Source organism: Aquimarina acroporae, from assembly GCF_023195925.1.
GTDB lineage: Bacteria > Bacteroidota > Bacteroidia > Flavobacteriales > Flavobacteriaceae > Aquimarina > Aquimarina acroporae.
The window spans coordinates 1-21,771 of sequence record NZ_JALPRE010000020.1; the positions used below are offsets into that span (position 1 = coordinate 1).

Sequence of the window (21,771 nt, forward strand, 5' to 3'; positions counted from 1 at the left end):
GAGTATATGCCGTGGTGTTAGAAACACCCTATGGAAATGCATTACGTAAAATAGTAGTTGAATAAATAGATAACATATAAAAATAAAAGAGGCCTCATTCTAACCAGAATGAGGCCTCTTTGTATTTAAAAATGATAACTTCTTAGTTAAAGATATAACGTAAACCTACTTGCATTTGCCATCTTGAAGAGTTTAACCTTCCTGTATCGGTAATTTGTTCGATACCATTGGCAACTCTACTTTGGTCAAAGGTAAACTCTGGGTTTGGCCCTCCTTGTTCAACATTGATTAAGCTTACCGTTCCAGGAATAAATTTACGTTTACCCCAATCTTTATTTAACAAGTTAGTAAAGTTATTGATATCTGCCGTAGCTTGTAAAGTGTGGTTTTTGTCTCCAAATTTAATAGAGAAATCTTGTACAAAACGAAGGTCAATTACATGGCTCCAAGGACCTTGATCTCCATTTCTTTCAGCATATTGGCCTCTTCTATCTCTCAAATAATCGTTTCCTTCTATAAATGCATTTAATTGCTGCCACTGTTGTGCTGGAGTAACTTCAATTCCATCTCTATCAGTGAAAGGAACGAGGTTTATCTCGCTAGCATCTGCAGGAACATAAATTAACGCATTGTCGGTTCTATTATCACCCAATAGAGCTCCTCGGTATATGAAAGAATACGGTTGAGACTGAGCTCCTTCATAATATACTCCGATAGTGGTTTTAATGTTATCGTTCCATTTTATTTCGTAAGACATATTTGCATTAATTCTATGCCCTTGCGCAAAGTCTGATCGACTTAGTTGTGGTGCGTTTTTACCATTTACAGTTTCTATACCTCTCCACTGTGAAATGTTTCTCGATGATGTTCCGTCGAAAATAGATTCTGCATCACCATATGAATATGATATTTGACCCTGGAATCCATTATCGTATGGTTTTCTAAGGGTAACACTTGCATTCCATGAGTTTCCTTCTCCAGTATTCGAAGCTAGAATAATATCTCCATATGTATCATCAATTTCATCGTCATTATAGAAAGGTCTGTTATCTGGGCCTACCAATGTGCCAGCTACCCCTTGAATGTTTAACTGTTGATAATAAAGAGCATTAATATTATCGTTCCAAAGAAAATCTGCGCTGGCAACCAGTCCCCAGAATGGAAGTTTTTGATCGATAGCAAAATTGACTTTGAATAATTGAGGTAATTTAAAATCTGGAGTAAATAAATTTATAGATCCTCCTAATCCACCAGTTCCTGGCTGAACGTTTACGGGTTGTTCGTTTACGTTAGGGTTAAAGATTACAGGATCAGATAAGTCAAAACTTCTTGTTTGGCCTCCTGTAATACCATTATTATTATAAGTTGCAGCTGGCCATACTAGCGGTAGTCTTGATGTGAAAATACCGAAACCTCCTCGTATTTGTGTAGTGCGAGCTCCATTTACATCCCAGTTAAAACCAACTCTTGGAGAGACATATACTTGTGTGTCAACTCCTGTTCCTACACGTGCACCTTGTAAATCATATCCTGCAGCTTCTAGTAATGGAATAGTTCTGTTGTTAAAATCATTGTTAACGGCACCATCTTCCCAGATAGGAATATCGAAACGAAGACCAGCTGTGATTTTAAAGTTATCGGTAAATTGAACTTCATCTTGAGCATAAAAACCAAATTGAAGTAAATCAAATTCAGCAGCACCATCAGAGTTGTCACCAACTGCACCACTTCCTACCAACGAATACTCTCTTTGATAAAAGTTCACAGGCTGCCCATTTAAGAAATCATCAACTGTAAGAAAAGTGTAGTCTCCGTGGTTAAAGGCGAAGAATAGGTTTTTGATCTTAGAATATTCATTATGTGTACCAAGTGTAATGGTGTGTTTTCCCTTATAAATCTCAAAGTTATTGGTAAAGGTAAAGATGTCTTGGTCTAATAAGTTGGCCGTAGAGAAGGGCTCATTTCCAAAAATCAAACCTTCGTCAAAACGAAAAGCGTTTAAGCCATCTGCGATTCTTACCGTAGGAAAAGCAGCTCCATCTGGATCTCTATCGTCTCGAACTCTAGTATAACCTATAATGAGGTTGTTAGAGAAATCTGATCCTATAGATGAATTAATTTCTAGGGCAGACGAATGCGTTTCTGTGACAAACCTTTCAGATCCATTTAAAAACCCGATAGCGTCGTTATCAGAATTTCTAGCCTCTAGGTTATCTCCTTTTACATAACCATGTCTAAAAGAAAGTTTGTTGTTTTCATTTATGTTCCAGTCTACTTTGATGGTAAGCTTATCACTTTCTAAAGAAGTGATATTGTTTTGGAACCCGCCTATATCATACCCATAAGTAGCCAGAGTTCGTGTTCTAAGATCTTCAATTGCAGCTAAGGTATTAGTGTTACCATTATAGTTGCTAATATTATAAGGTTGAGGAACTTCTCTGTCTTCTCTTTCGTAATTTACAAAGTAGAATAACTTATCTTTTATGATAGGTCCCCCTACTCTTACACCATAGGTGGTTGCTGTAAATTCTGGAAATTTCTCTCTAGACTCCCCATCGTTTACTAATATTGGAGGCGTTTTTCCTGCTAAATCTTCATTTCTTACAAAGGCATAAGCAGAACCTTCAATTTCGTTGGTTCCAGATCTTGTAACTGCACTAATAGCTCCTCCGGCAAAACCTGCAATTCGAACATCAAAAGGTGCAATTTGTACCTGAAAAGATTCGATAGCATCGACCGAGAAAGGATTAACACCGGTTTGACCCCCATTGGTTCCTGAACCTGCTAGACCAAATACATCATTGTTTACAGCCCCATCGATATAAATAGCATTGTAGCGGTTGTTTTGACCGGCTAATGATATACTAAACCCATCATTACCTTCTGTTACCTGCGCTTGCGGAGTTAATCTTACAAAGTCTGCTACAGAACGTGAGGTTTGAGGTAAATTTTGAATATCCCGTTGAGAGATATTAGTTTCTGCTCCTGTTTTGTTTGAGTTGAATACCCCAGTATTTGAAGCCTGAATAACCACTTCGTCTAATGCAGTAGAAGATTCTACCATTTGGGTACTAATTCTAAAAGCTTGCCCTAATTGCAGGTAAATGTTTTCTTTTTTAAAATCATTGAAACCCACATATGATATGGTTACTGTATAAGGTCCTCCGGTACGCATACCAGAAATTCTATAGTATCCATCAAAGTCTGTTGTAGCGCCATATGTTGTACCCGAAGGTTGATGTGTTGCTATAACATTGGCACCTGGTAAAGGGCCTCCTGTATTATCTGTTACTTTACCTCCTAAGGAAGAAGTTGTTACCCCTTGTGCAAATGTTTCCCCAACACATGCTAAAAGGATTACAGCGAATAAAAATGCAATCTTTTTCATTGGAATAATTTGAGTGTTAATTGTTTCCTACAAAAGAAGCAATCTTACTACTACCTGTCCTTATCTAAAAGTTAAGTAATGGTAATTTTGAGATGAAAAGAAGGTGTAAAACATTAACTTTCAGTTAATTAACATTGGTGTTTTGAGGTTAGGTTATTCCGTCTGAACACAGTGATAATAAGGGGTTTCGGTTTTCAAAGAAGTATAAACCGTTGTGTGTAAAAGAAAAAACCTCATTCGATATCGAATGAGGTTTTTAAAATATATGATAATTTTCTTATTAGAACTTGTAGTTTACACTTGCGTTCCAAGTTCTTCCAATTCCTAAGAAATATCCGAAAGAATCTAATTGGTTGATGTAAGCTGAGTTGAATAAGTTCTTAACATTTCCTCTTACTGTAAATCTTTGATCACCAAAAGTAAATTTATATGTAACTCCAAGGTCAACAAGATCATAAGAAGGTAATCTTGGTGCTTGGAACGTAGTTCCATCGATAGAAGCTTGTACTACATCTTCAGGATCTACGAAACCGTAAAGGTCAGTATAGATATTGTAATCCATATCAACAGATAAGTTGTCAAGAATATCTAAATATCCACTAACACCAAATGAAGTTTGTGGTGCGTTACCAACTTTTGTTCCAGTTAAAGGAATTTCTCCAGTTTCAATAATAGTTGCAGTATCGTTATTAGAAAGGATGAAAGGAGAATCTCCTTCAAATTTCCAGTTACCAATAGAACCGTATCCTTTTAATCTCCATCTTCCTCCATCAGGACGGTATTCGAAATCGAATTCTAATCCTTGGTGAATCTGACCTACACTTGTTAATCTGTACGTAGTGAAATCTCCATTAGCTAATTCTGGACCAGCAGTACTTAAGAAACGGTTTGCCCACTCAGTTCTGTAGACATCAACGTTTAAAGCGAAGTTTTTACCTCTAAAACGGTATCCAGCTTCTAAACCAGTAATTTCTTCGTTATCAACTTCAGGCTCAATTAAAGCATTAGAGTTTCTGATATCTTCAAATACATTATCTAAAAACGGCTGACGAGAGAAGAATCCTGCGTTTGCATAAATTGCATGTTCTTGGGTGAAGTTATATGTAGCACCTCCTTTAACGTTGTATCCTACTTTGTTTAACTTTTCAGATTTTCCAAGTCCATCTCCGTTACCAACAAAACGTCCTTCTCTTTGGTACGATTGTGTAGAAACAGCACCTTGGAAGAATACAGCAAATTTATCTGTTGCATATTCAGCTTGACCAAACCCACCTACATAATTGATGTTTTCTGAGTAGTCAAACTGTGTTCGGTTAGCTTCGTCTGCAAAATCAAATAAAGCTGACCAAGGATCTGCAGCAAATTCTTCAGTAAATGTGTAATCTGAAGGTCTGTCTGTTCTAAAGTTATCTGTGAAACCGTTAAGACCTAAAAGATCATTTACTTGTCTAAAGTGATCTCCTCTATATAATCTAGCGTCGAAACCAACATCAAACGTCCAGTTTTGCTCTAATTCTATGTTTAAGTTAGAAAGTAAACCATACCAGTTGTGGTTATTTACAGATGATCTTCTGATATATGAAGATCCAAAGTTACCGAAACCATTTGCATCAGCAGTAGCAATATTGTTGGCAACGATACGATCGAAATCGATATTTTCATTATTATTATCGTTAACACGAACTCTTCCTCTTCCTAGACCACCGGTTCCTCCACCACGTCCCCATGATGCATAAAGTACAGTAGATAGGTCTAATTGCTCATTGATGTCAAAATCCCAGTTTAAGTTAGCTACTGGTTTGTGGTAGTAGTTTCTTCTTTCAGTAAAACGCTCTCCATTTAAGAAACCAGAGTTTCTATTTTGCTTTTCTCCGAATTCTTCATATACCTCAAGATCTTGAGAGAAATTTTGATCGTGCCACTGTGGAGCACCAGTAATTAAGAAATTAAAAGTATTTTGCTCGTTTGGCTTGTATCCAACAGAGAATAAGTAGTTCTGTCCTTGTCCGGCAGTACCTTCAGCATACTTTCTGTGTGCTTGCCAGTGATCAACTAATACAGAAAATGCCCATCCGTTATCAGATAAACCAGAGTTGTAACTTACAGTTGCTTTTCCGTAGCTATCGTTACCTGCTAATAATCTTACAAATCCACCTTCTCTTTGGTCGGTAGTTTTAGAGATAATGTTGATAGTACCACCCACAGAAGAGATTGCAAGTTTAGAAGACCCTAAACCACGTTGTACCTGTACTGCGTTTGCTACATCAGACATACCAGCCCAGTTAGACCAGAATACTCTTCCGTCTTCAGGACTGTTAATTGGTTGTCCGTTTAATAATACCGCAGTGTTAGTGTTATCAAAACCTCTTAAGAAAATCTGGCTATCTCCAAATCCTCCAGCTTGGTTAGACACATATACCGAAGGAGTATTTTTGATCGTTTCAGTAAATTCTACGTTACCTGCAGCTTTTAATTGAATGTCATCTCCTTTAATAGTTGCCACAGCGATAGGAGTTTTTCTATCCTCTGCTAAATCGACAACTCCAGAACCTACAATTACGATTTCTTCTAAAGAATTGTCAAGTTGAAGTGTAATTGTTCCTAAATCCTGATCTCCATTAGTTACATCATAAGCGATGTTTTTTGATCCAAATCCTACATAAGAAATGTTGATAGTTCCTGTTGGGCTATTCACCTTAAGAGAGAACTTACCATCAAAGTCTGTTGTTGTTCCATTAGAAGTTCGTACTTCAAGAATGTTTGCTCCTGGAAGAGGAGCATTTGATTCACCATCAAAAATGGTTCCTGTTACTACTCCCTGTGCAAACGTTTCCCCTACGAATGCCATGAGGATTACAACAAATAATAATGTAATCTTTTTCATTATAAATAGTATGAGTTAAATTAATTCGTGCAAAAGAACAAAGATTTATGGAATCTAACTTTACCTTAATGTTAAGAGTTTTTCACATAAATTTTGCATTTATAAAGTAAACGATTTTCTACTACTTGCTGATAGTCAGTTTGTTGAAGATATTCAAAAGTTATTAACCAGGGTAATGTTAATTTTTTTTGTTTTAAAACATGCAACTTTAACATTTTGAGATCGTCAGAATTAAGAAAAAAAGCCCTTAATAATGAAGATTAAGGGCCTTGTTTTTTATTTTTTCAAATATCTCTTCAGAAGGTTTTGTGTAGAGGAATCATGTTGATAACTTTCAGTTTTGTTAATTTCTGATAGTATTTTTGTAGCAAGTTGTTTTCCTAATTCTACTCCCCATTGATCATAACTAAATATATTCCATACTATACCTTGCACAAAAATTCGTTGCTCATACATAGATACAAGGGCTCCTAAACTTTTTGGAGTTAGTTTGTCAATCAAAACCGTAGTGGTGGGTTTGTTGCCTTCAAATATTTTGAAAGGTGTGAGTTGTTTAATTTTTTCATCAGAGGTGTTTTTCGAAGAAAGTTCTTCAATTACTTCGCTCTCTGTTTTCCCATTCATCAATGCCTCAGTTTGCGCAAAGAAATTTGCCATGAGTTTATCCTGATGATCTTGATCTTCAAACAGCGCATATTTAAAACCTATAAACTCTGCTGGTATTAATTTCGTTCCCTGGTGTATAAGTTGAAAAAAGGCATGTTGTGCATTGGTGCCTGGTTCACCCCAAATAATAGTTCCAGTTTGATAGGTAACTTCTTTTCCATTGCGATCTACACTTTTACCATTACTCTCCATTATGCCTTGTTGTAAATATGCAGGAAGTCTATGTAAATATTGTGAATATGGAATAATGGCTTCACTTTCTGCATTGAAAAAGTTATTGTACCAAATACTTAGCATACCAAGAATAACAGGAATGTTTTCTTCAAAAGGAGTCGTTTTAAAATGTTCATCCATATTATGGGCTCCTTCTAATAAGGAAGCAAAGTTTTCATATCCTATAGAAAGACTTATTGATAACCCTACAGCACTCCATAGCGAGAAACGACCACCTACCCAATCCCATAAGGGAAAAATGTTTTGCTCTTCTATGCCAAAATTGGTAACGTTTGGTATATTACTTGAAACAGCAACAAAGTGTTTTCCTACGGCATCTTTTGATGCATGTTCTATAAACCATTTTCTGGCGGTAGTAGCATTCGAAAGCGTCTCTTGAGTAGAAAATGTTTTAGAAACCACAACAAATAGCGTGGTTTCTGGATCGAGATCTTTCAAGTGTTGATGTACGTGGTCTCCATCTACATTAGATATAAAATGTACCTTAAGATGATTTTTGTAAAATGCTAATGCTTCTGTGATCATTGCTGGCCCAAGATCTGAACCTCCAATACCAATATTTACGATATCTGTAAATGGTTTTCCGGTATGTCCTTTGAGCGCTCCAGAAATAACCTGATCGCAAAAGTTTTTAATTTTTTTCTTTACTGCGGTTACCTCAGGAACTACATTTTTACAATCAACATTAATTTCATGAGTACTAGGAGCTCTTAGAGCTGTATGCAAAACGGCTCTTCCTTCGGTCTCATTAATAGTGCTTCCCCCAAAATAATGTTGAATAGCTTCGTCTAATTTTACTTCTCTCGCCAGGTCTAGGAGTAATTTTTTAGTGGTTTGATCTATTCTGTTTTTAGAATAATCTACATAAAAATCTTCCCAAGCAATGCTAAAATCATTTGCTCGACTGGCAGACTCATTAAAAAGATCTTTGAGATGTGTTTTTTTTATACTCTCATAATGTTTTTGTAATGCTTCCCAGGCTTTTGTGGTGGTGGGATTAATAGTTGGTAATGCCATTTTATAAAATTTCTTTTGGTTTAAATTGTATGCTGTCTAACTCTGCTTTTAAAGGTTCTATGTGGTTATAAAATGCAGGGCGTAAACTGTCTGCCAATGGTTTTGAAGCGGGTAAGTCTTGTTTAAAAGGGTCTACTTCCTTTCCGTTTTTCCAGAATCGATAGCAAACATGCGGGCCACTGGTGTTTCCAGTCATACCAATATAGCCTATTACATCTCCTTGTCGCACAAATTGACCTACTTTTACAGCTTGTCGGCTCATATGTAAATACTGTGTGTCATAAGTCGCATTATGCCTTATTTTTACATATTTACCATTTCCGCCCCTACGTTCAGATTTAGTAACAATTCCATCGGCTGTGGCTAAAATGGGTGTGCCAATAGGAGCGGCAAAATCTGTTCCTCTATGTGGTCTTATTTTATTGCCATAATATTTGATCCTACGTCTTAGGTTGTATCTTGAAGATATTCTACTAAACTTTACAGGAGCTCTTAAAAAAGCTCTTCTTAAATTATTGGCTTCTTCATCAAAATAGTCTATTGAATTATTAATAGAGTCGTCTTTAAATCTAAAAGCATATACTGGTTTTCCTCTATGTTCAAAATAAGAAGCCTTGATTTGATCTACTCCTGCAGGAATGGTATCATCTATAAACTTCTCGGTGTACATAACCTTGAAACGATCTCCCGCCTGAAGTCGAGTAAAATCTATAGTCCATGCATAGATATCTGCCATATTATAGGCTACCAGAAAATTTAGATCTAGGTCGTCAAAAGTTTGCATCAGACTACTACTTATGGTTCCTGAAGCAGTTTTTTCAACTAGTTTTACTGGTTTTTTTCTCTTACTGGCTATAATACTGTCTCTAAAATCAATAACTGTATAGTCGATTTTATTGTTTTGGTATACAAATACTTGGGCTTTTTCTGAAGTGTCTTTTGCCTTAAGTAGCATATAGGGTTTACCTGCCTGTATTCTAGCTACATTGAACGTATCTTTAATTTTGTTGGTAATTTCGAATACTTTGGCTCGGGTAATACCGTGGTTATCCATTATTTCACCAAAACTGTCACCAGGTTTTATAGTATCTTTTACTACCTTGAAATCATCGAGTATATAGCCAAACTCCCTTACAACCGGGGGTTTTTTTTCTTCCTCTTTAACTTCAGGAACAACTGTATTCGTTTCTTTTTTTTCCTTTTGACATGAAAATACTACTACCATAAGTAGCAGTAGGTAACCTATTTGCTTCAACTGATGACTATTTTTATTTTGCGGTATTAAATTGATGGGTAACCCATTGCTTTCCCCAGTCTTCTTTTTCCTGTTCACTCCAAAGAGAAGGAAAAAATATAATTCTTTGAAAGCTAGGAGGTAGAAAGCTTTTCCAATTGGTACCACCAGTTGCAAGAACTTCACCTCTTTCTTTGTTCAAATATCTGAAAGCGGCTCCCATGTGCATCAATAACCAGTTAATATTTACATTGGTGTCAAAAGTACGTAATGCTTCGATAAGGTGCACATTATTTTGTTCTTTTTCTGGGAGTTCTAGGTATTTATGATAGATTGTTGTTGCTTGAACCTGTTTAGCGATACGCATCATTCTTGGTGTATATCGATACTCAAACTGCTTTAAGGTAAGCGTCTTTTCACCAGTTTCGATATCTGTAGCTCCAGATTTCCAGTAGAGATGTTCAAAAACCTCTTCTAATTTATCTTTTTCTGAAAACAAATCTCTCTCTTTCGTGTTTACTAAATTAACAAGAGGAGTAGCGTAAATTTCTATTAATCTAAACTGTACCGATTGAAAACCACTGGCAGGAAGAAGAGACATTCTATATTTTAAGAATTGATCTCGATCCATACCTTTAATCATTACATCAAACGAATTGATCAATACCCTGAAATAACGATTTACCCGATTAAGTTTTGAAGTAAAAAAATCTGCATTTTGTAGTTTATCATCAATGATTTGCTTTAACTCATGAATAATCAACTTAAAATAGAGCTCTGTGATTTGATGATAGGTAATAAAAATCTCTTCATCTGGGAAATGAGTTCTCGGTATTTGTAAACTGAGTAAGGTGTCTAAATGTATATAATCCCAATAGGTGAGATATCTATCATGAAGTAAGCCATCTAAATAAGAACCTAGGTCTTGACCTGAGTTTTTAAATTTTTTTTCTAATTGCTTTATTTTTTCAGCAATTTCTGGTTTTATAGATTCATTCATTTAATCTATTACTACTTTAAAAGGGTGTTTCAGGCCTTTAAAGGCATCTAGATCTGCTTTTATGGAGCCCACTAATATATCTGCCTTTATTCTAACAGGCATGCGATTATCATCATCGCTTACCCAAACAGTCATACTTTCTTCTTCTTTAAAAATACGATCGGCCTGAACGTAAGGTCTGAACTTTAAACATGCAATTTTACCCATTTTAGTTCTAATAACCTCTCTTCCAAGAAACTTTAACTTAAAACGGTAATTTTCACTATCAAAAAACATGTTTACAAACTGTTCATCACCTTTTTTTAGCGATGTGGTGTTAATACTATTTCTTAGATAGTAAAAAGAAGACATCATGTCTTGTACACCATCTTTAATAGAAAATGTCTTTTTTGTATTGTACTTTTTATTGAAGACCAAAGCCTCGTGTTGGCCGTGGTCAAAATTAATCTCTATGTCTTTGGTATGGCCTCCTTCATTAATCTTTCTAATAAATCGATAAGGTTTAACTTCTTTCTTATCGATATAGGTTTCATACAAATCTTCTACTTTAAAAAAGACACTTAATACACCAGAAGACTTTCCTTCTCCTACGATATGATGAACGGGCATACCGTTTAATACTTCATCTTTTACCTCTAAGGTTGCATAACTGGCAGTAAACCATCCATAGTGGATTCTAAATCTAAACCATTCACCAGAATCAAATGCTTTGTGATTTTCCTGGGCTATAGTAGTAGATGCTATTACTAAACAGATGAATAAAACAAGCTTTTTCATAGTATTTGGGATTGTTTGTACATATATAACGTAAGCTATTCGGATTTACGTATTAACAATATCCATTCCAAAAGTACTATTTAATGCGAAGACATAAAAATTGATATTGTTATCAAAATATCAAAATAACAAAAAAAGAGAGCCACCACAGCTCTCTTTTTTACTTTTATTAACCAACTAAAAACTTAAATTATGAGAATAATTATTGTTTTAGATATAAGTGGTAACCACTCCACTCATAATGCAAAAATCAACTTTTTTGAATAATTTTCAAACGAAAACGTTTTTTTATTATGAATTTTAACAAAAATTTAGACCAAAACACATAATTTTTCAATTTTCTCAAGATATTAACGCTCTTTATTGGAATATGTGAAATTATTTTTTAACTACAGCGTTCCTCTTTGTTCTTGTTCACGCTCAATGGCTTCAAAAAGTGCTTTGAAATTTCCTTTTCCAAATGACTGTGCTCCTTTACGTTGTATAATTTCAAAAAACATTGTTGGACGATCTAGTACTGGTTTTGTAAAAATTTGTAAAAGATATCCCTCATCATCGCGATCGATTAAAATTCCTAAATCTCTTAAAGGTTCAAGATCTTCGTCTATCTCACCCACACGATCCAAAACTGTATCGTAATAGGTAGAAGGAACAGTTAAAAATTCTACTCCTCGGTTTTGTAGTTGAGATACGGTTTCGATAATGTTATCGGTTGCCACAGCGATGTGCTGTACGCCAGCTCCGTTATAAAAATCTATGTACTCTTCTATCTGTGACTTTTTTCTTCCTTCGGCAGGTTCATTAATTGGGAATTTAATACGTCCATTTCCATTACTCATTACCTTACTCATAAGTGCCGTATATTCAGTAGAAATATCTTTGTCATCAAAAGAAACCAATTGAGCAAATCCCATTACCTTAGCATAAAACTCGCACCATTTGTTCATTTCATTCCATCCTACATTTCCTACCATATGGTCAATGTATTTTAGACCAGTAGATTTGGTTTTATAAGGTTTGTTCCATGCCATGTAACCAGGTAAGAAAGCACCATTATAGTTTTTTCGCTCAACAAAAATATGTACAGTTTCTCCATAAGTATGAATTCCAGAGAAAACTACAGAACCATGTTCATCTTTTTCGGTTGTAGGTTGCATATAGGGTTTGGCTCCACGCTTTACTGTTTCTTCAAAACTTTTAGTTGCGTCGTCTACCCATAAAGCAACTACTTTTACTCCATCTCCATGAGCATTGATATGTTGGTTGATGTCACCATCTGGTTGAAGAGGAGATGTGAGCACCAATCGTATTTTATCTTGTTGTAGCACATAAGAAACTCTGTCTTTTTTTCCTGTTTCTAAACCAGCATAGGCTATAGGTTCAAAACCCCATGCGGTTTGGTAATAATATGCTGCTTGTTTGGCATTGCCAACATAGAGTTCTACATAATCGGTTCCCAACAAGGGAAGAAAATCTTCAGCTTGAGGAACTATTTTTTCTAAATCCTGAGGTGTTATATTGGTTGACATAATAATGTTGTTTTATAATGAGTTACTAAATGAATAAAAAAAGAACGTATCTATAGTTAATCATTTAAGCTACCACATAGCTCTTAGGTGAGGTGTTATATCTATTCTGAAATTTAGCATATCAACAAGTCTTTATGTGTCCCATTTTATTCTAACCAAGACTTATGGTAACTTTCATCTGCAATTTGCATCGCTTCTTCGGTAACCATTAGAGGTTTGAAAGTATCTACCATTACAGCTAGCTCGTCTGTTTTGGTTTTTCCTATACTTCTTTCTACAGCTCCAGGGTGTGGCCCATGAGGAATACCGGCTGGATGCAAAGAAATATGTCCGGCGTCAATATCGTTTCTGCTCATAAAATCACCATCGACGTAGTATAGTACTTCATCACTATCTATATTACTATGGTTATAAGGAGCAGGAATAGCCTCTGGATGATAATCGTATAACCTGGGCACAAAAGAACATACAACGAAAGCGTCTGTTTCAAAAGTTTGATGTACTGGTGGTGGTTGGTGTACTCTTCCGGTTATAGGTTCAAAATCATGTATAGAAAATGCATATGGAAAATTAAAGCCATCATACCCAACTACATCGAAGGGATGAGTTGCATACACCATATCGAAAATCTCATCTTGTTTTTTTACTTTGATTAAAAAGTCACCCTTTTCATCGTTGGTTTCTAATTCGTGCGGAGCTCTTAAATCACGCTCGCAATAAGGAGAGTGTTCGAGAAGTTGCCCAAACCAATTACGGTACCTTTTTGGTGTGTAAATTGGTCTTCGAGATTCAACAATAAAAAGTCGATTATCGGTAGTGTCAAAATCAAGTTTGTAAATAGTTCCTCTAGGGATCAAAATGTAATCACCATATTTGAAATCTATATTACCCAGATGACTTCTAAATTTCCCACTTCCACGGTGAACAAAAATAAGTTCATCGGCATCAGTGTTTTTATAAAAATAATCTGAAGTTGAGTCTTGAGGTGCAGCCAAAATAATACTTACATCACTATTGGTAAGTACATTTTTCCGACTTTGAAGATAGTCTTTTTCAGGAGCTATCTTAAATCCATGTAATCTGTAGGATTTAATATTGTTTCCAATGGCAATTTTTGGTGCAACACTATAACTTCCTTTAATTTCTTTGACCTGCGTGGGTCTATGTTCATGGTAAAGATTGGTAGACATTCCGTCGAAACCAATAGTTCCAAATAATTGTTCGTAGTATAAGGTACCATCAGGTTTTTTAAAGATGGTGTGCCGCTTAGGCGGTATTTTTCCTAAAGAATGATAAAAAGGCATGATTGTTTAAGTTTATTGTTGAACTTTTTGTTAAGCGATATACATAGGAAATCTGCCTTATTCAGGATTTCGCTTAATAAGGTAATGTAACAGTAGTAATAAATCCTGCCAAAACAAACTCATAACATTACAAATATCGTAAATATTTCTATTTTTTGGGAGTATAATTCCTTAAAACCAGAAACCGATGCTGAAGAACCAGTTGCTCTCATCTAGTTCTGGGGAGTATGAATATTTTATTTGTACCGGTCCTGCAAAAGTGTCTAAACCATATCCCAGGGCATATCCTGTAAATTCAGGATCTTCAAACCAGCGTCCGGTACTAAATAATTTGTTACCAACGTTGGCAAAATTTGCCGATACATTGAAATGATTTTTCTTAAAAGGCTCGTAGTCTATAGTAATAAGCCCTTTTGCAAAACTTCGCCCTGTGATTCCCAGAAAATCATACCCATAAAACGGAATAAAGTTATTAATGGTTCTAGCTCCAAATCCACCAAGAAGAAAATCCAGAGAATTAATGGCTGCGTTACCAATTTTGGTTCCGGCTTCCATGCTCAAAATGAGTGATGTATTTCTAAAAAGTGGCGTTGCATATCCTAATTGCGCTTTGGCTATAGAAAACTCATTAAAACTATTGGTAAAATCTGAAGAAAAGAGATATGAATGAATATCTCCTTCAAACAAAATGCCTCGTTTCGGAAAATACTTATTGTCATAGGTATCAAATTTGATGTATCCAAAAGCACTCCAGTAATCGCTATCTTCGAATACTGTTCGAGGAATTTGGTTCTCGTCTTCACCAAAAGTTTCAGAAATAATTCTAAGTCTTTTATATTCTGCTCCCAATCCTACAGAAAAAGTTTGCCGTACTAAAGTCTCGGCATAGGCTTGAAGATTAAAATCGGTATAATCGATATCTATGGTATTAATGCCCAAATTGGGAATTTCACCAAACTGGCCGATAAATGCAAAATCAAAGGCTTTTTTGAAATTGGTGTATCTGTATTTTAAACCAGTACTCCAATAAAATCCTTTATCGATATAATAATCTAGATTGTACCTTATATTATCCCCAAGAGCAACGTCAAGTGAAAGAACATCGTTATTAAAAAACAAGCTTTTTCGGGTTACATTGACCAGAGCTGCAGTTTGGTACAGGTCATCATAATGCAATGCAAAACGTAGTAGCATTTTATTTTCACTTTCTTTCACATTAAGAACAAGTTCTTTCCCTTCTTTGGTATCTATCAGTTTATGACTTACCCGATCAAAGTTTCCTGTGGCAGAAAGGTTATTGATACCTTCGTTTAACTTCTTGTAGGTTGTTACACTTGGAGTTTTAAGCTTTAATTTTCCTCTAATGTATGCTCTGGTATATCTAGTATTACCTGTAATGGTTAAACCACTTATAAGTAAATTTTCTTCTGTTTTAGGTACTTTTTTCTTGGGTTTGGAGGTCTTTTGTAGCTTAGCGATGGTTTTTAATTTTTCATAATTTGAAAACGCTGCCTTTTGACCACTAGCAATAATTTCATCGGCTTGGTCAAATGACATTACCGAAAAATCCATAATAGAAGGCTTTATATAAATTTCGGTGTCAGCAACCTTATCCTTCATAGCCTTAATGGTTCTGAAGTTGCTTATCTGCAACATGATATTGGTAATAGAATTTAATTGATCACGGGGCATTAAGGTATCTTGAACATCGATACCGATAACAACTTCGGCTCCTTTTCTTTTTATTTCTTCGACCGGATAATTATTTGAAACACCTCCGTCTGTCATTAAAATGCCATCAACTTCAATAGGATTAAAAATAGAAGGAAGAGCTCCACTGGCAGCTACAGCCTCTGGCAAATATCCTTTGTCGAGTAGCACTTGTTGCCCAGTTTCAATATTTGTGGCCATACAGAAAAAAGGGATAGGGAGTTTACTGAAGTCTGAAATGTCATTGACATGAGCGGTATACCTTGAAAACTGATTGTAAAAATTTTGTCCCTTAGACAGTCCTTTTGGCAATCCAACTTTAAACTTATCAAATGGTAGTGTTACAGCATACTTTTCTGAGTCTTCTTTTTCATAAAAAGTTTTAGCATCGCGCGGAAGTTGGTCTTGTATAAAAGTGTCAAAGTCTACAGACCTGAATATAGAATCTAATTCTTTTGCACTGTATCCAGAAGCATATAAGGCGCCAACAATTGCCCCCATACTGGTACCACCAATATAATCTATTCTTACTCCGGCGTCCTCAATAACTTTCAACGCTCCAATATGAGCCAGCCCTTTGGCACCGCCACCACTTAATACGAGACCTACTTCGAGGTCATTCATATCAATTTCCTCATTGTTTTCAGGAACATTGGTGTTTTGCGACCATAAAGAGCTTGAAAATAGTAGTGTGAGGTATACTATTCTGGTGAGGTTTTTTCTTAATGTGAAGTTTAGTTTCACTAAGGCTCTTTTTTTGAAAGATAATAATTATATACTTTGGTTGCTCTCGAATCGCCTACAACTTGTATAAGTTCATCTTTGGTCGCTTCTTGAATTCTTTTTACTGATCTGAAATGCCTTAGCAATTCAACAATGGTTTTCTCTCCAATACCGGGTATGGCATCAAGTTCTGTATTTAATGCAGACTTACTTCGTTTTTGTCTGTGAAACGTGATACCAAATCTGTGTGCTTCATTTCTTAAATGTTGAATTACTTTAAGACTTTCAGATTTTTTGTCTAGATATAACGGAATCGAATCCCCTGGATAATAAATTTCTTCAAGACGTTTTGCAATACCTATAATGGTTATTTTTCCTCTTAAACCTAGAGCGTCAAGAGCTTTAAGTCCAGAAGAGAGTTGTCCTTTTCCTCCATCGACAATCACGAGTTGGGGTAAAGGTTGTTCTTCGTCAAGAAGTCTTTTGTATCTGCGGTATACCACTTCTTCCATAGAAGCAAAATCGTTAGGTCCTTCTACCGTTTTGATATTAAACTTTCGATACTCTTTCTTACTTGGTTTTCCGTTTTTGAAAACTACACAGGCAGCTACGGGGTTAGTTCCCTGAATATTTGAATTATCAAAACATTCGATATGTCTGGGTTCTTCAGGGAGTCTTAAATCTTTTTGCATTTGAGCCATTAATCGTTTCACATGACGATCCGGATCAATGATTTTTATTTGTTTGAAACGTTCCTGACGATAATATTTTGCATTTCGCAACGATAAATCTACGATCTTCTTTTTGTCTCCTAATTGTGGAACTGTAATTTTTATATACTCACCTACATCTACCTTAAAAGGAACATAAATCTCTTTAGAGGTAACACCAAATCGTTGTCTTATTTCGATAATTGCAAACTCAAGAATTTCCTTATCTGTTTCCTCTAGCTTCTTTTTAATCTCGGTGGTATGAGATCTTATAATTGCCCCATAAGAAAGTTGTAAAAAGTTCACATAGGCGAAGGATTCATCAGAGATAATAGAAAACACATCTACATTGCTTATTTTAGGGTTAACCACAGTAGATTTAGCCTGATAGCTTTCTAGAATTCCTATTTTTTCTTTGATTCTTTGAGCATCTTCAAACTCCATTTTTTCTGCATGACTCACCATTTGATTTCTAAAACCAGCCAAAGAATCTTTAAAGTTTCCTTTTATGATTTGCCGTATGGCATTTAGGTTATCATTATATTCTTTTTCCTCCTGTAGGCCTTCACAGGGTCCTTTGCAATTTCCCAGATGGTATTCTAAGCAAACTTTATATTTACCATTATCTATTTTATCCTGTGACAAATCGTAGTTGCAAGTTCGTAAAGGATAAAGCCCTTTGATGAGATCTAACAGCGTATGTACAGTTTTAACAGAGGTATAGGGTCCAAAATATTCAGAGCCATCTTTAATCATATTTCGCGTTAAGAAAATTCTTGGGAAACGCTCTTTTTTAATACAAATCCAGGGATAGGTTTTATCATCTTTAAGCATGATATTGAACCTGGGTTGATATTTTTTAATAAGATTGTTTTCTAATAATAACGCATCGGTTTCAGTTTCGACAACAATATGTTTTATCGAATTAATTTTCTTCACCAAAACTTTAGTCTTGTAGTTATCATGACTCTTGGTGAAATAAGAAGTAACCCTTTTTTTAAGGTTTTTGGCTTTCCCTACATAGAGTAATTTGTCGTCCTTATCATAGTATTGATATACTCCTGGTGAAGTGGGGAGAGTTTTAATCTGTATGTCTAAAGAGGCTTGTTGCATATTCCAAAGGTAAAGTTAATAGTTTACCTCAATTGTAACATAGAAGTTTTGGGTTTAAATTTTGTTAAAAACCATGTAAAAATGATAAGAAACATTAAAAATATGTTGAACTATGCAATACAACTCGATTTTTCTTACATTAGTAGTCCCAACACCAATTTTGTTTTTTTGGAGGAAGAAAAGAAAATAATTGGCCGAACTGATAAAGTAGACCTACCACTACTTGATTTAAAAGATATCGATGCTAAGATCGATACGGGAGCCTATACTTCTTCTATTCACTGCGTCGATATAAGAGAAATAGATCAAACATTACAGTGTAGTTTTTTAGATGCTATGCATCCTGAATACAACAGAAAGAGGTTTACTTTTAAAAATTATGATATTTCAGCGGTTAAAAGTAACAATGGTCAAGTTGAGGTAAAATATGCAATTCGAACCCAGATTGTAGTTTTCGAAAAGACATATCCTATTACGTTAAACCTATCTCCGGGTGATGATATGCGGTTTCCTCTTCTTATTAGTCGTAGGTTTTTAAGTGGAAAATTTTTGGTCGATCCTCAATTAGAAAATCAGTCTTATAATCAAAAATTATAATGAATATCAAAATCTTGTCGCGAAGTGCAAATTTGTATTCTACCAATGCACTTGTTCAAGCAGCGGTAAAGCGTAAACACAATGTACAGGTTATAGATCCACTTAATTGTGATATTGTAATAGAAAGACAAAAACCAGAAATTTACTATCGTGGAAGAAGATTAGATCATGTAGATGCGGTTATTCCTCGAATAGGATCGTCTATTACGTTTTACGGTACAGCGGTAGTACGGCAATTTGAGATGATGAATGTATTTACAACTTTAAAATCTCAGGCGCTCGTTCAATCTAGAGATAAGCTCAGAAGCTTACAAATTCTATCAAAAGCGGGATTGGGGCTTCCAAAAACCGTATTTACCAATTACTCCAAAGATGTTTCTGAAGTAATTTTACATGTTGGAGGCGCTCCTTTGATCATTAAGCTTCTAGAAGGAACACAAGGTTTGGGAGTTGTGCTAGCTGAAACTACAACAGCAGCAGAGTCTGTATTAGAAGCTTTTAATGGTTTACAGGCTCGTGTTATCGTACAAGAATTTATTAAAGAAGCCAAAGGTGCAGATGTAAGAGCTTTTGTGGTTGATGGAGAGGTGGTTGGAGCAATGAAAAGACAAGGTAAAGAAGGAGAGTTTCGTTCGAATCTACACAGAGGAGGTACCGCTTCATTAATTAAATTGACTCGGCATGAAGAGCAAGCTGCAATTATGGCTGCAAAAGCTTTGAAAATGGGGGTCGCTGGAGTAGATTTGCTGCAAAGTAATCGAGGACCGCTTATTCTTGAAGTAAATTCTTCTCCCGGGCTTGAAGGTATAGAAACTGCTACGGGTAAGGATATTGCAAAGGCGATTATTAAATATATCGAAAGAAGTTTGTAGGCACATGACAAAGAAAGAAAATACGCATATACTTAACATTCTGGGTAACGAAATTCCTTTAGGAACAAGTACTACCATTAATTTTAATATTGCAAAACTATATACCTCTACCAAAGTAGAGATTCCTATTATTATTGAAAGATCTAAAGTTCCTGGCCCCACGGTTTTAATTACAGCAGGTATTCATGGAGATGAGATTAATGGTGTTGAGGTGGTACGACAGATTATTGCTAAGAAGATCAATAAACCTGTAAAAGGAAGTATTATCTGTATTCCTGTTTTAAATGTTTTTGGGTTTTTAAATATGGATCGATTTTTTCCTGATGGACGAGATTTGAATAGGGTATTTCCCGGTACCAAAAATGGCTCATTGGCAACTAGATTTGCGTATCAATTTATCAATGAGATTCTTCCAGCTGCCGATTTTTGTTTAGATTTTCATACTGGTGGAGCAAGCAGATTTAATGCGCCACATATTAGAGTAGACCCTAAAAACGAACATTTAGTAAAATTTGCCAAAGTATTTAATGCTCCATTTATATTGTATTCTAAAAATCTGGAGGGGTCGTACAGAGCTACCTGTGCAAAAAAGGGAATAGATATTTTGCTTTTTGAAGGAGGAAAATCTCAGAACAGTAGTAGAGATGTAGCAGTAGAAGGGGTAAAGGGAGTAATGCGAATTTTAAAACATTTTGAAATGTTGCATCCCAATTTTGAAGAACCTTTGGTAAATGCAAAAAGCATCATAATTAAAAAGAGTTTTTGGATGCGAGCCAAATACAGTGGTCTTTTGCATATTAAAGTTCCTGTGAGTAAGCACGTAGAAAAAGGGGAGATTTTGGCAACGATTACAGATCCATATGGTAAAATGAGGCACGTTGTCAAAGCAAGTAACGAAGGCTATGTTATTAATGTAAATGAAGCCCCAATTGTGTATAAAGGAGATGCTATTTTTAGAATTACAAAAGAGCTAGAGGATGAATAAGCAAGAACTTCGGGCAAAGTATAAAACGCTTAGAAATAGCTTAAGTGAAGATGAGGTTAATGAAAAAAGTATGAAAATTGCCAACAATTTACTTGAGCTGCCAATTTGGGAAAAATCATTTTTTCATCTTTTTTTATCGATACAAAAGCAAAAGGAAATCAATACTGAATTTATTCTTCATATTCTTCAGGGAAAAGACAAAAATGTAGTGGTGTCTAAGAGTAATTTTCGTAACAATACTCTAGAAAATTTTTTGCTTACCGACGCCACAGTACTGAAAGTAAATTCCTTGGGAATTCCTGAACCCGATGGAGGAATCCCTATCCCAAATGAACATATAGAAGTAGTTTTTATACCACTACTAGCTTTTGATTTATTAGGAAACAGAGTGGGTTATGGAAAGGGATTTTATGATCGATTTCTAGCCAGTTGTAAGCCAGAAACACTAAAAATAGGTCTTTCCTTTTTTACTGCTGAAGAGCAGATAGAAGGCATTATTCCTGAAGATATACGTCTAGACCTTTGTGTTACTCCGTTAAAAACGTACAATTTTGAGGGTTAACTAACATTTTTTGATTTCAAGGATTCTTTACCCTATATTAGAAGTTCCTAATTTTTATAAAATGTCCCAAAATATTGAAAGTGTTTGCATTATCGATGATGATAGCATATACATAAATTTAGTGAGTAAGATTATTGAAATTAAAAGACTTTCAGAGTCTGTGATGGTTTTCAATAATGGAAAGGAAGCATTAGATTTTTTTCAAGCTTCGATACAAGAAACAAAAACGGTAGATGTCCCTCAGGTTATTTTTCTTGATTTAAATATGCCAGTAATGGATGGTTGGGAATTCTTAACTGAGTTTTCGAAAATCAAAAATGAATTACAGGATAAAATCGATTTGTATGTAGTGAGTTCATCTATAGATGATAGAGATATCAATCGAGCTAAGGCGATAGATGTAGTGTCAGACTACATTACCAAGCCTCTTCAATCTGAAGATTTTGAAAGATTATTTAGATAAAAT

At 35.3% G+C, this 21,771-nt stretch carries 15 protein-coding genes; 5 read left to right on the plus strand and 10 right to left on the minus strand.

Going from position 1 to position 21,771, the window contains the following annotated elements; translation table 11 throughout:
* Window positions 1–142 precede the first annotated feature (142 nt).
* From M0D21_RS21500 to uvrC, 10 genes are all read right to left on the minus strand, one after another.
* Window positions 143–3,388: a TonB-dependent receptor gene (locus M0D21_RS21500; protein ID WP_248333365.1), complete on the minus strand. Its 3,246-nt coding sequence runs from the start codon at window positions 3,386–3,388 to the stop codon at window positions 143–145.
* A 280-nt stretch (window positions 3,389–3,668) separates the two neighbouring features.
* Window positions 3,669–6,272, minus strand: coding sequence for a TonB-dependent receptor (locus M0D21_RS21505; protein ID WP_248333367.1), 2,604 nt, complete (start codon window positions 6,270–6,272; stop codon window positions 3,669–3,671).
* A gap of 276 nt (window positions 6,273–6,548) precedes the next feature.
* Window positions 6,549–8,189 carry a glucose-6-phosphate isomerase gene (pgi, locus tag M0D21_RS21510; RefSeq protein WP_248333369.1) on the minus strand — a complete coding sequence of 547 codons (1,641 nt, stop codon included), beginning with the start codon at window positions 8,187–8,189 and terminating at the stop codon, window positions 6,549–6,551.
* A 1-nt stretch (window position 8,190) separates the two neighbouring features.
* On the minus strand, window positions 8,191–9,444 hold the full coding sequence (locus M0D21_RS21515) for a peptidoglycan DD-metalloendopeptidase family protein (RefSeq protein ID WP_248333370.1): 1,254 nt from the start codon (window positions 9,442–9,444) through the stop codon (window positions 8,191–8,193).
* Window positions 9,445–9,457: 13 nt separating this feature from the next.
* On the minus strand, window positions 9,458–10,423 hold the full coding sequence (locus tag M0D21_RS21520; protein WP_248333372.1) for a tryptophan 2,3-dioxygenase family protein: 966 nt from the start codon (window positions 10,421–10,423) through the stop codon (window positions 9,458–9,460).
* Window positions 10,424–11,200 carry a DUF3108 domain-containing protein gene (locus tag M0D21_RS21525; RefSeq protein ID WP_248333374.1) on the minus strand — a complete coding sequence of 259 codons (777 nt, stop codon included), beginning with the start codon at window positions 11,198–11,200 and terminating at the stop codon, window positions 10,424–10,426.
* A 389-nt stretch (window positions 11,201–11,589) separates the two neighbouring features.
* Complete coding sequence (hppD, locus tag M0D21_RS21530) at window positions 11,590–12,729, minus strand: 4-hydroxyphenylpyruvate dioxygenase (protein ID WP_248333376.1); 1,140 nt, start codon at window positions 12,727–12,729, stop codon at window positions 11,590–11,592.
* Between the two features lie 146 nt (window positions 12,730–12,875).
* A complete protein-coding gene (locus M0D21_RS21535) occupies window positions 12,876–14,033 on the minus strand; it encodes a homogentisate 1,2-dioxygenase (RefSeq protein WP_248333378.1) in 1,158 nt (385 codons plus the stop codon).
* 171 nt (window positions 14,034–14,204) lie between these two features.
* Window positions 14,205–16,487 (minus strand): patatin-like phospholipase family protein, encoded by a 2,283-nt coding sequence (locus tag M0D21_RS21540; RefSeq protein ID WP_248333380.1) that lies wholly within the window; start codon window positions 16,485–16,487, stop codon window positions 14,205–14,207.
* Window positions 16,487–18,289: an excinuclease ABC subunit UvrC gene (gene uvrC, locus M0D21_RS21545; RefSeq protein ID WP_248333381.1), complete on the minus strand. Its 1,803-nt coding sequence runs from the start codon at window positions 18,287–18,289 to the stop codon at window positions 16,487–16,489. Before uvrC ends, M0D21_RS21540 begins: the two co-directional genes overlap by 1 nt.
* Before the next feature lie 81 nt (window positions 18,290–18,370).
* Here uvrC and M0D21_RS21550 point away from each other — a divergent pair, with 81 nt between their 5' ends.
* The 5 genes from M0D21_RS21550 to M0D21_RS21570 all read left to right on the plus strand — a co-directional run bounded on the left by M0D21_RS21550 (window position 18,371) and on the right by M0D21_RS21570 (window position 21,768).
* The gene (locus M0D21_RS21550) at window positions 18,371–18,886 is read left to right on the plus strand and encodes an ATP-dependent zinc protease family protein (protein ID WP_248333383.1); all 516 of its coding nucleotides are present in this window, start codon (window positions 18,371–18,373) and stop codon (window positions 18,884–18,886) included.
* Window positions 18,886–19,758, plus strand: coding sequence for a 30S ribosomal protein S6--L-glutamate ligase (rimK, locus tag M0D21_RS21555; protein ID WP_248333384.1), 873 nt, complete (start codon window positions 18,886–18,888; stop codon window positions 19,756–19,758). Before M0D21_RS21550 ends, rimK begins: the two co-directional genes overlap by 1 nt.
* A 4-nt stretch (window positions 19,759–19,762) precedes the next feature.
* On the plus strand, window positions 19,763–20,743 hold the full coding sequence (locus tag M0D21_RS21560) for a succinylglutamate desuccinylase/aspartoacylase family protein (RefSeq protein ID WP_248333386.1): 981 nt from the start codon (window positions 19,763–19,765) through the stop codon (window positions 20,741–20,743).
* Window positions 20,736–21,305, plus strand: coding sequence for a 5-formyltetrahydrofolate cyclo-ligase (locus M0D21_RS21565; RefSeq protein ID WP_248333388.1), 570 nt, complete (start codon window positions 20,736–20,738; stop codon window positions 21,303–21,305). The genes M0D21_RS21560 and M0D21_RS21565 overlap by 8 nt, the downstream gene beginning before the upstream one ends.
* Window positions 21,306–21,366: 61 nt before the next feature.
* Complete coding sequence (locus tag M0D21_RS21570) at window positions 21,367–21,768, plus strand: response regulator (RefSeq protein WP_248333391.1); 402 nt, start codon at window positions 21,367–21,369, stop codon at window positions 21,766–21,768.
* The last annotated feature ends 3 nt before the right edge of the window (window positions 21,769–21,771 follow it).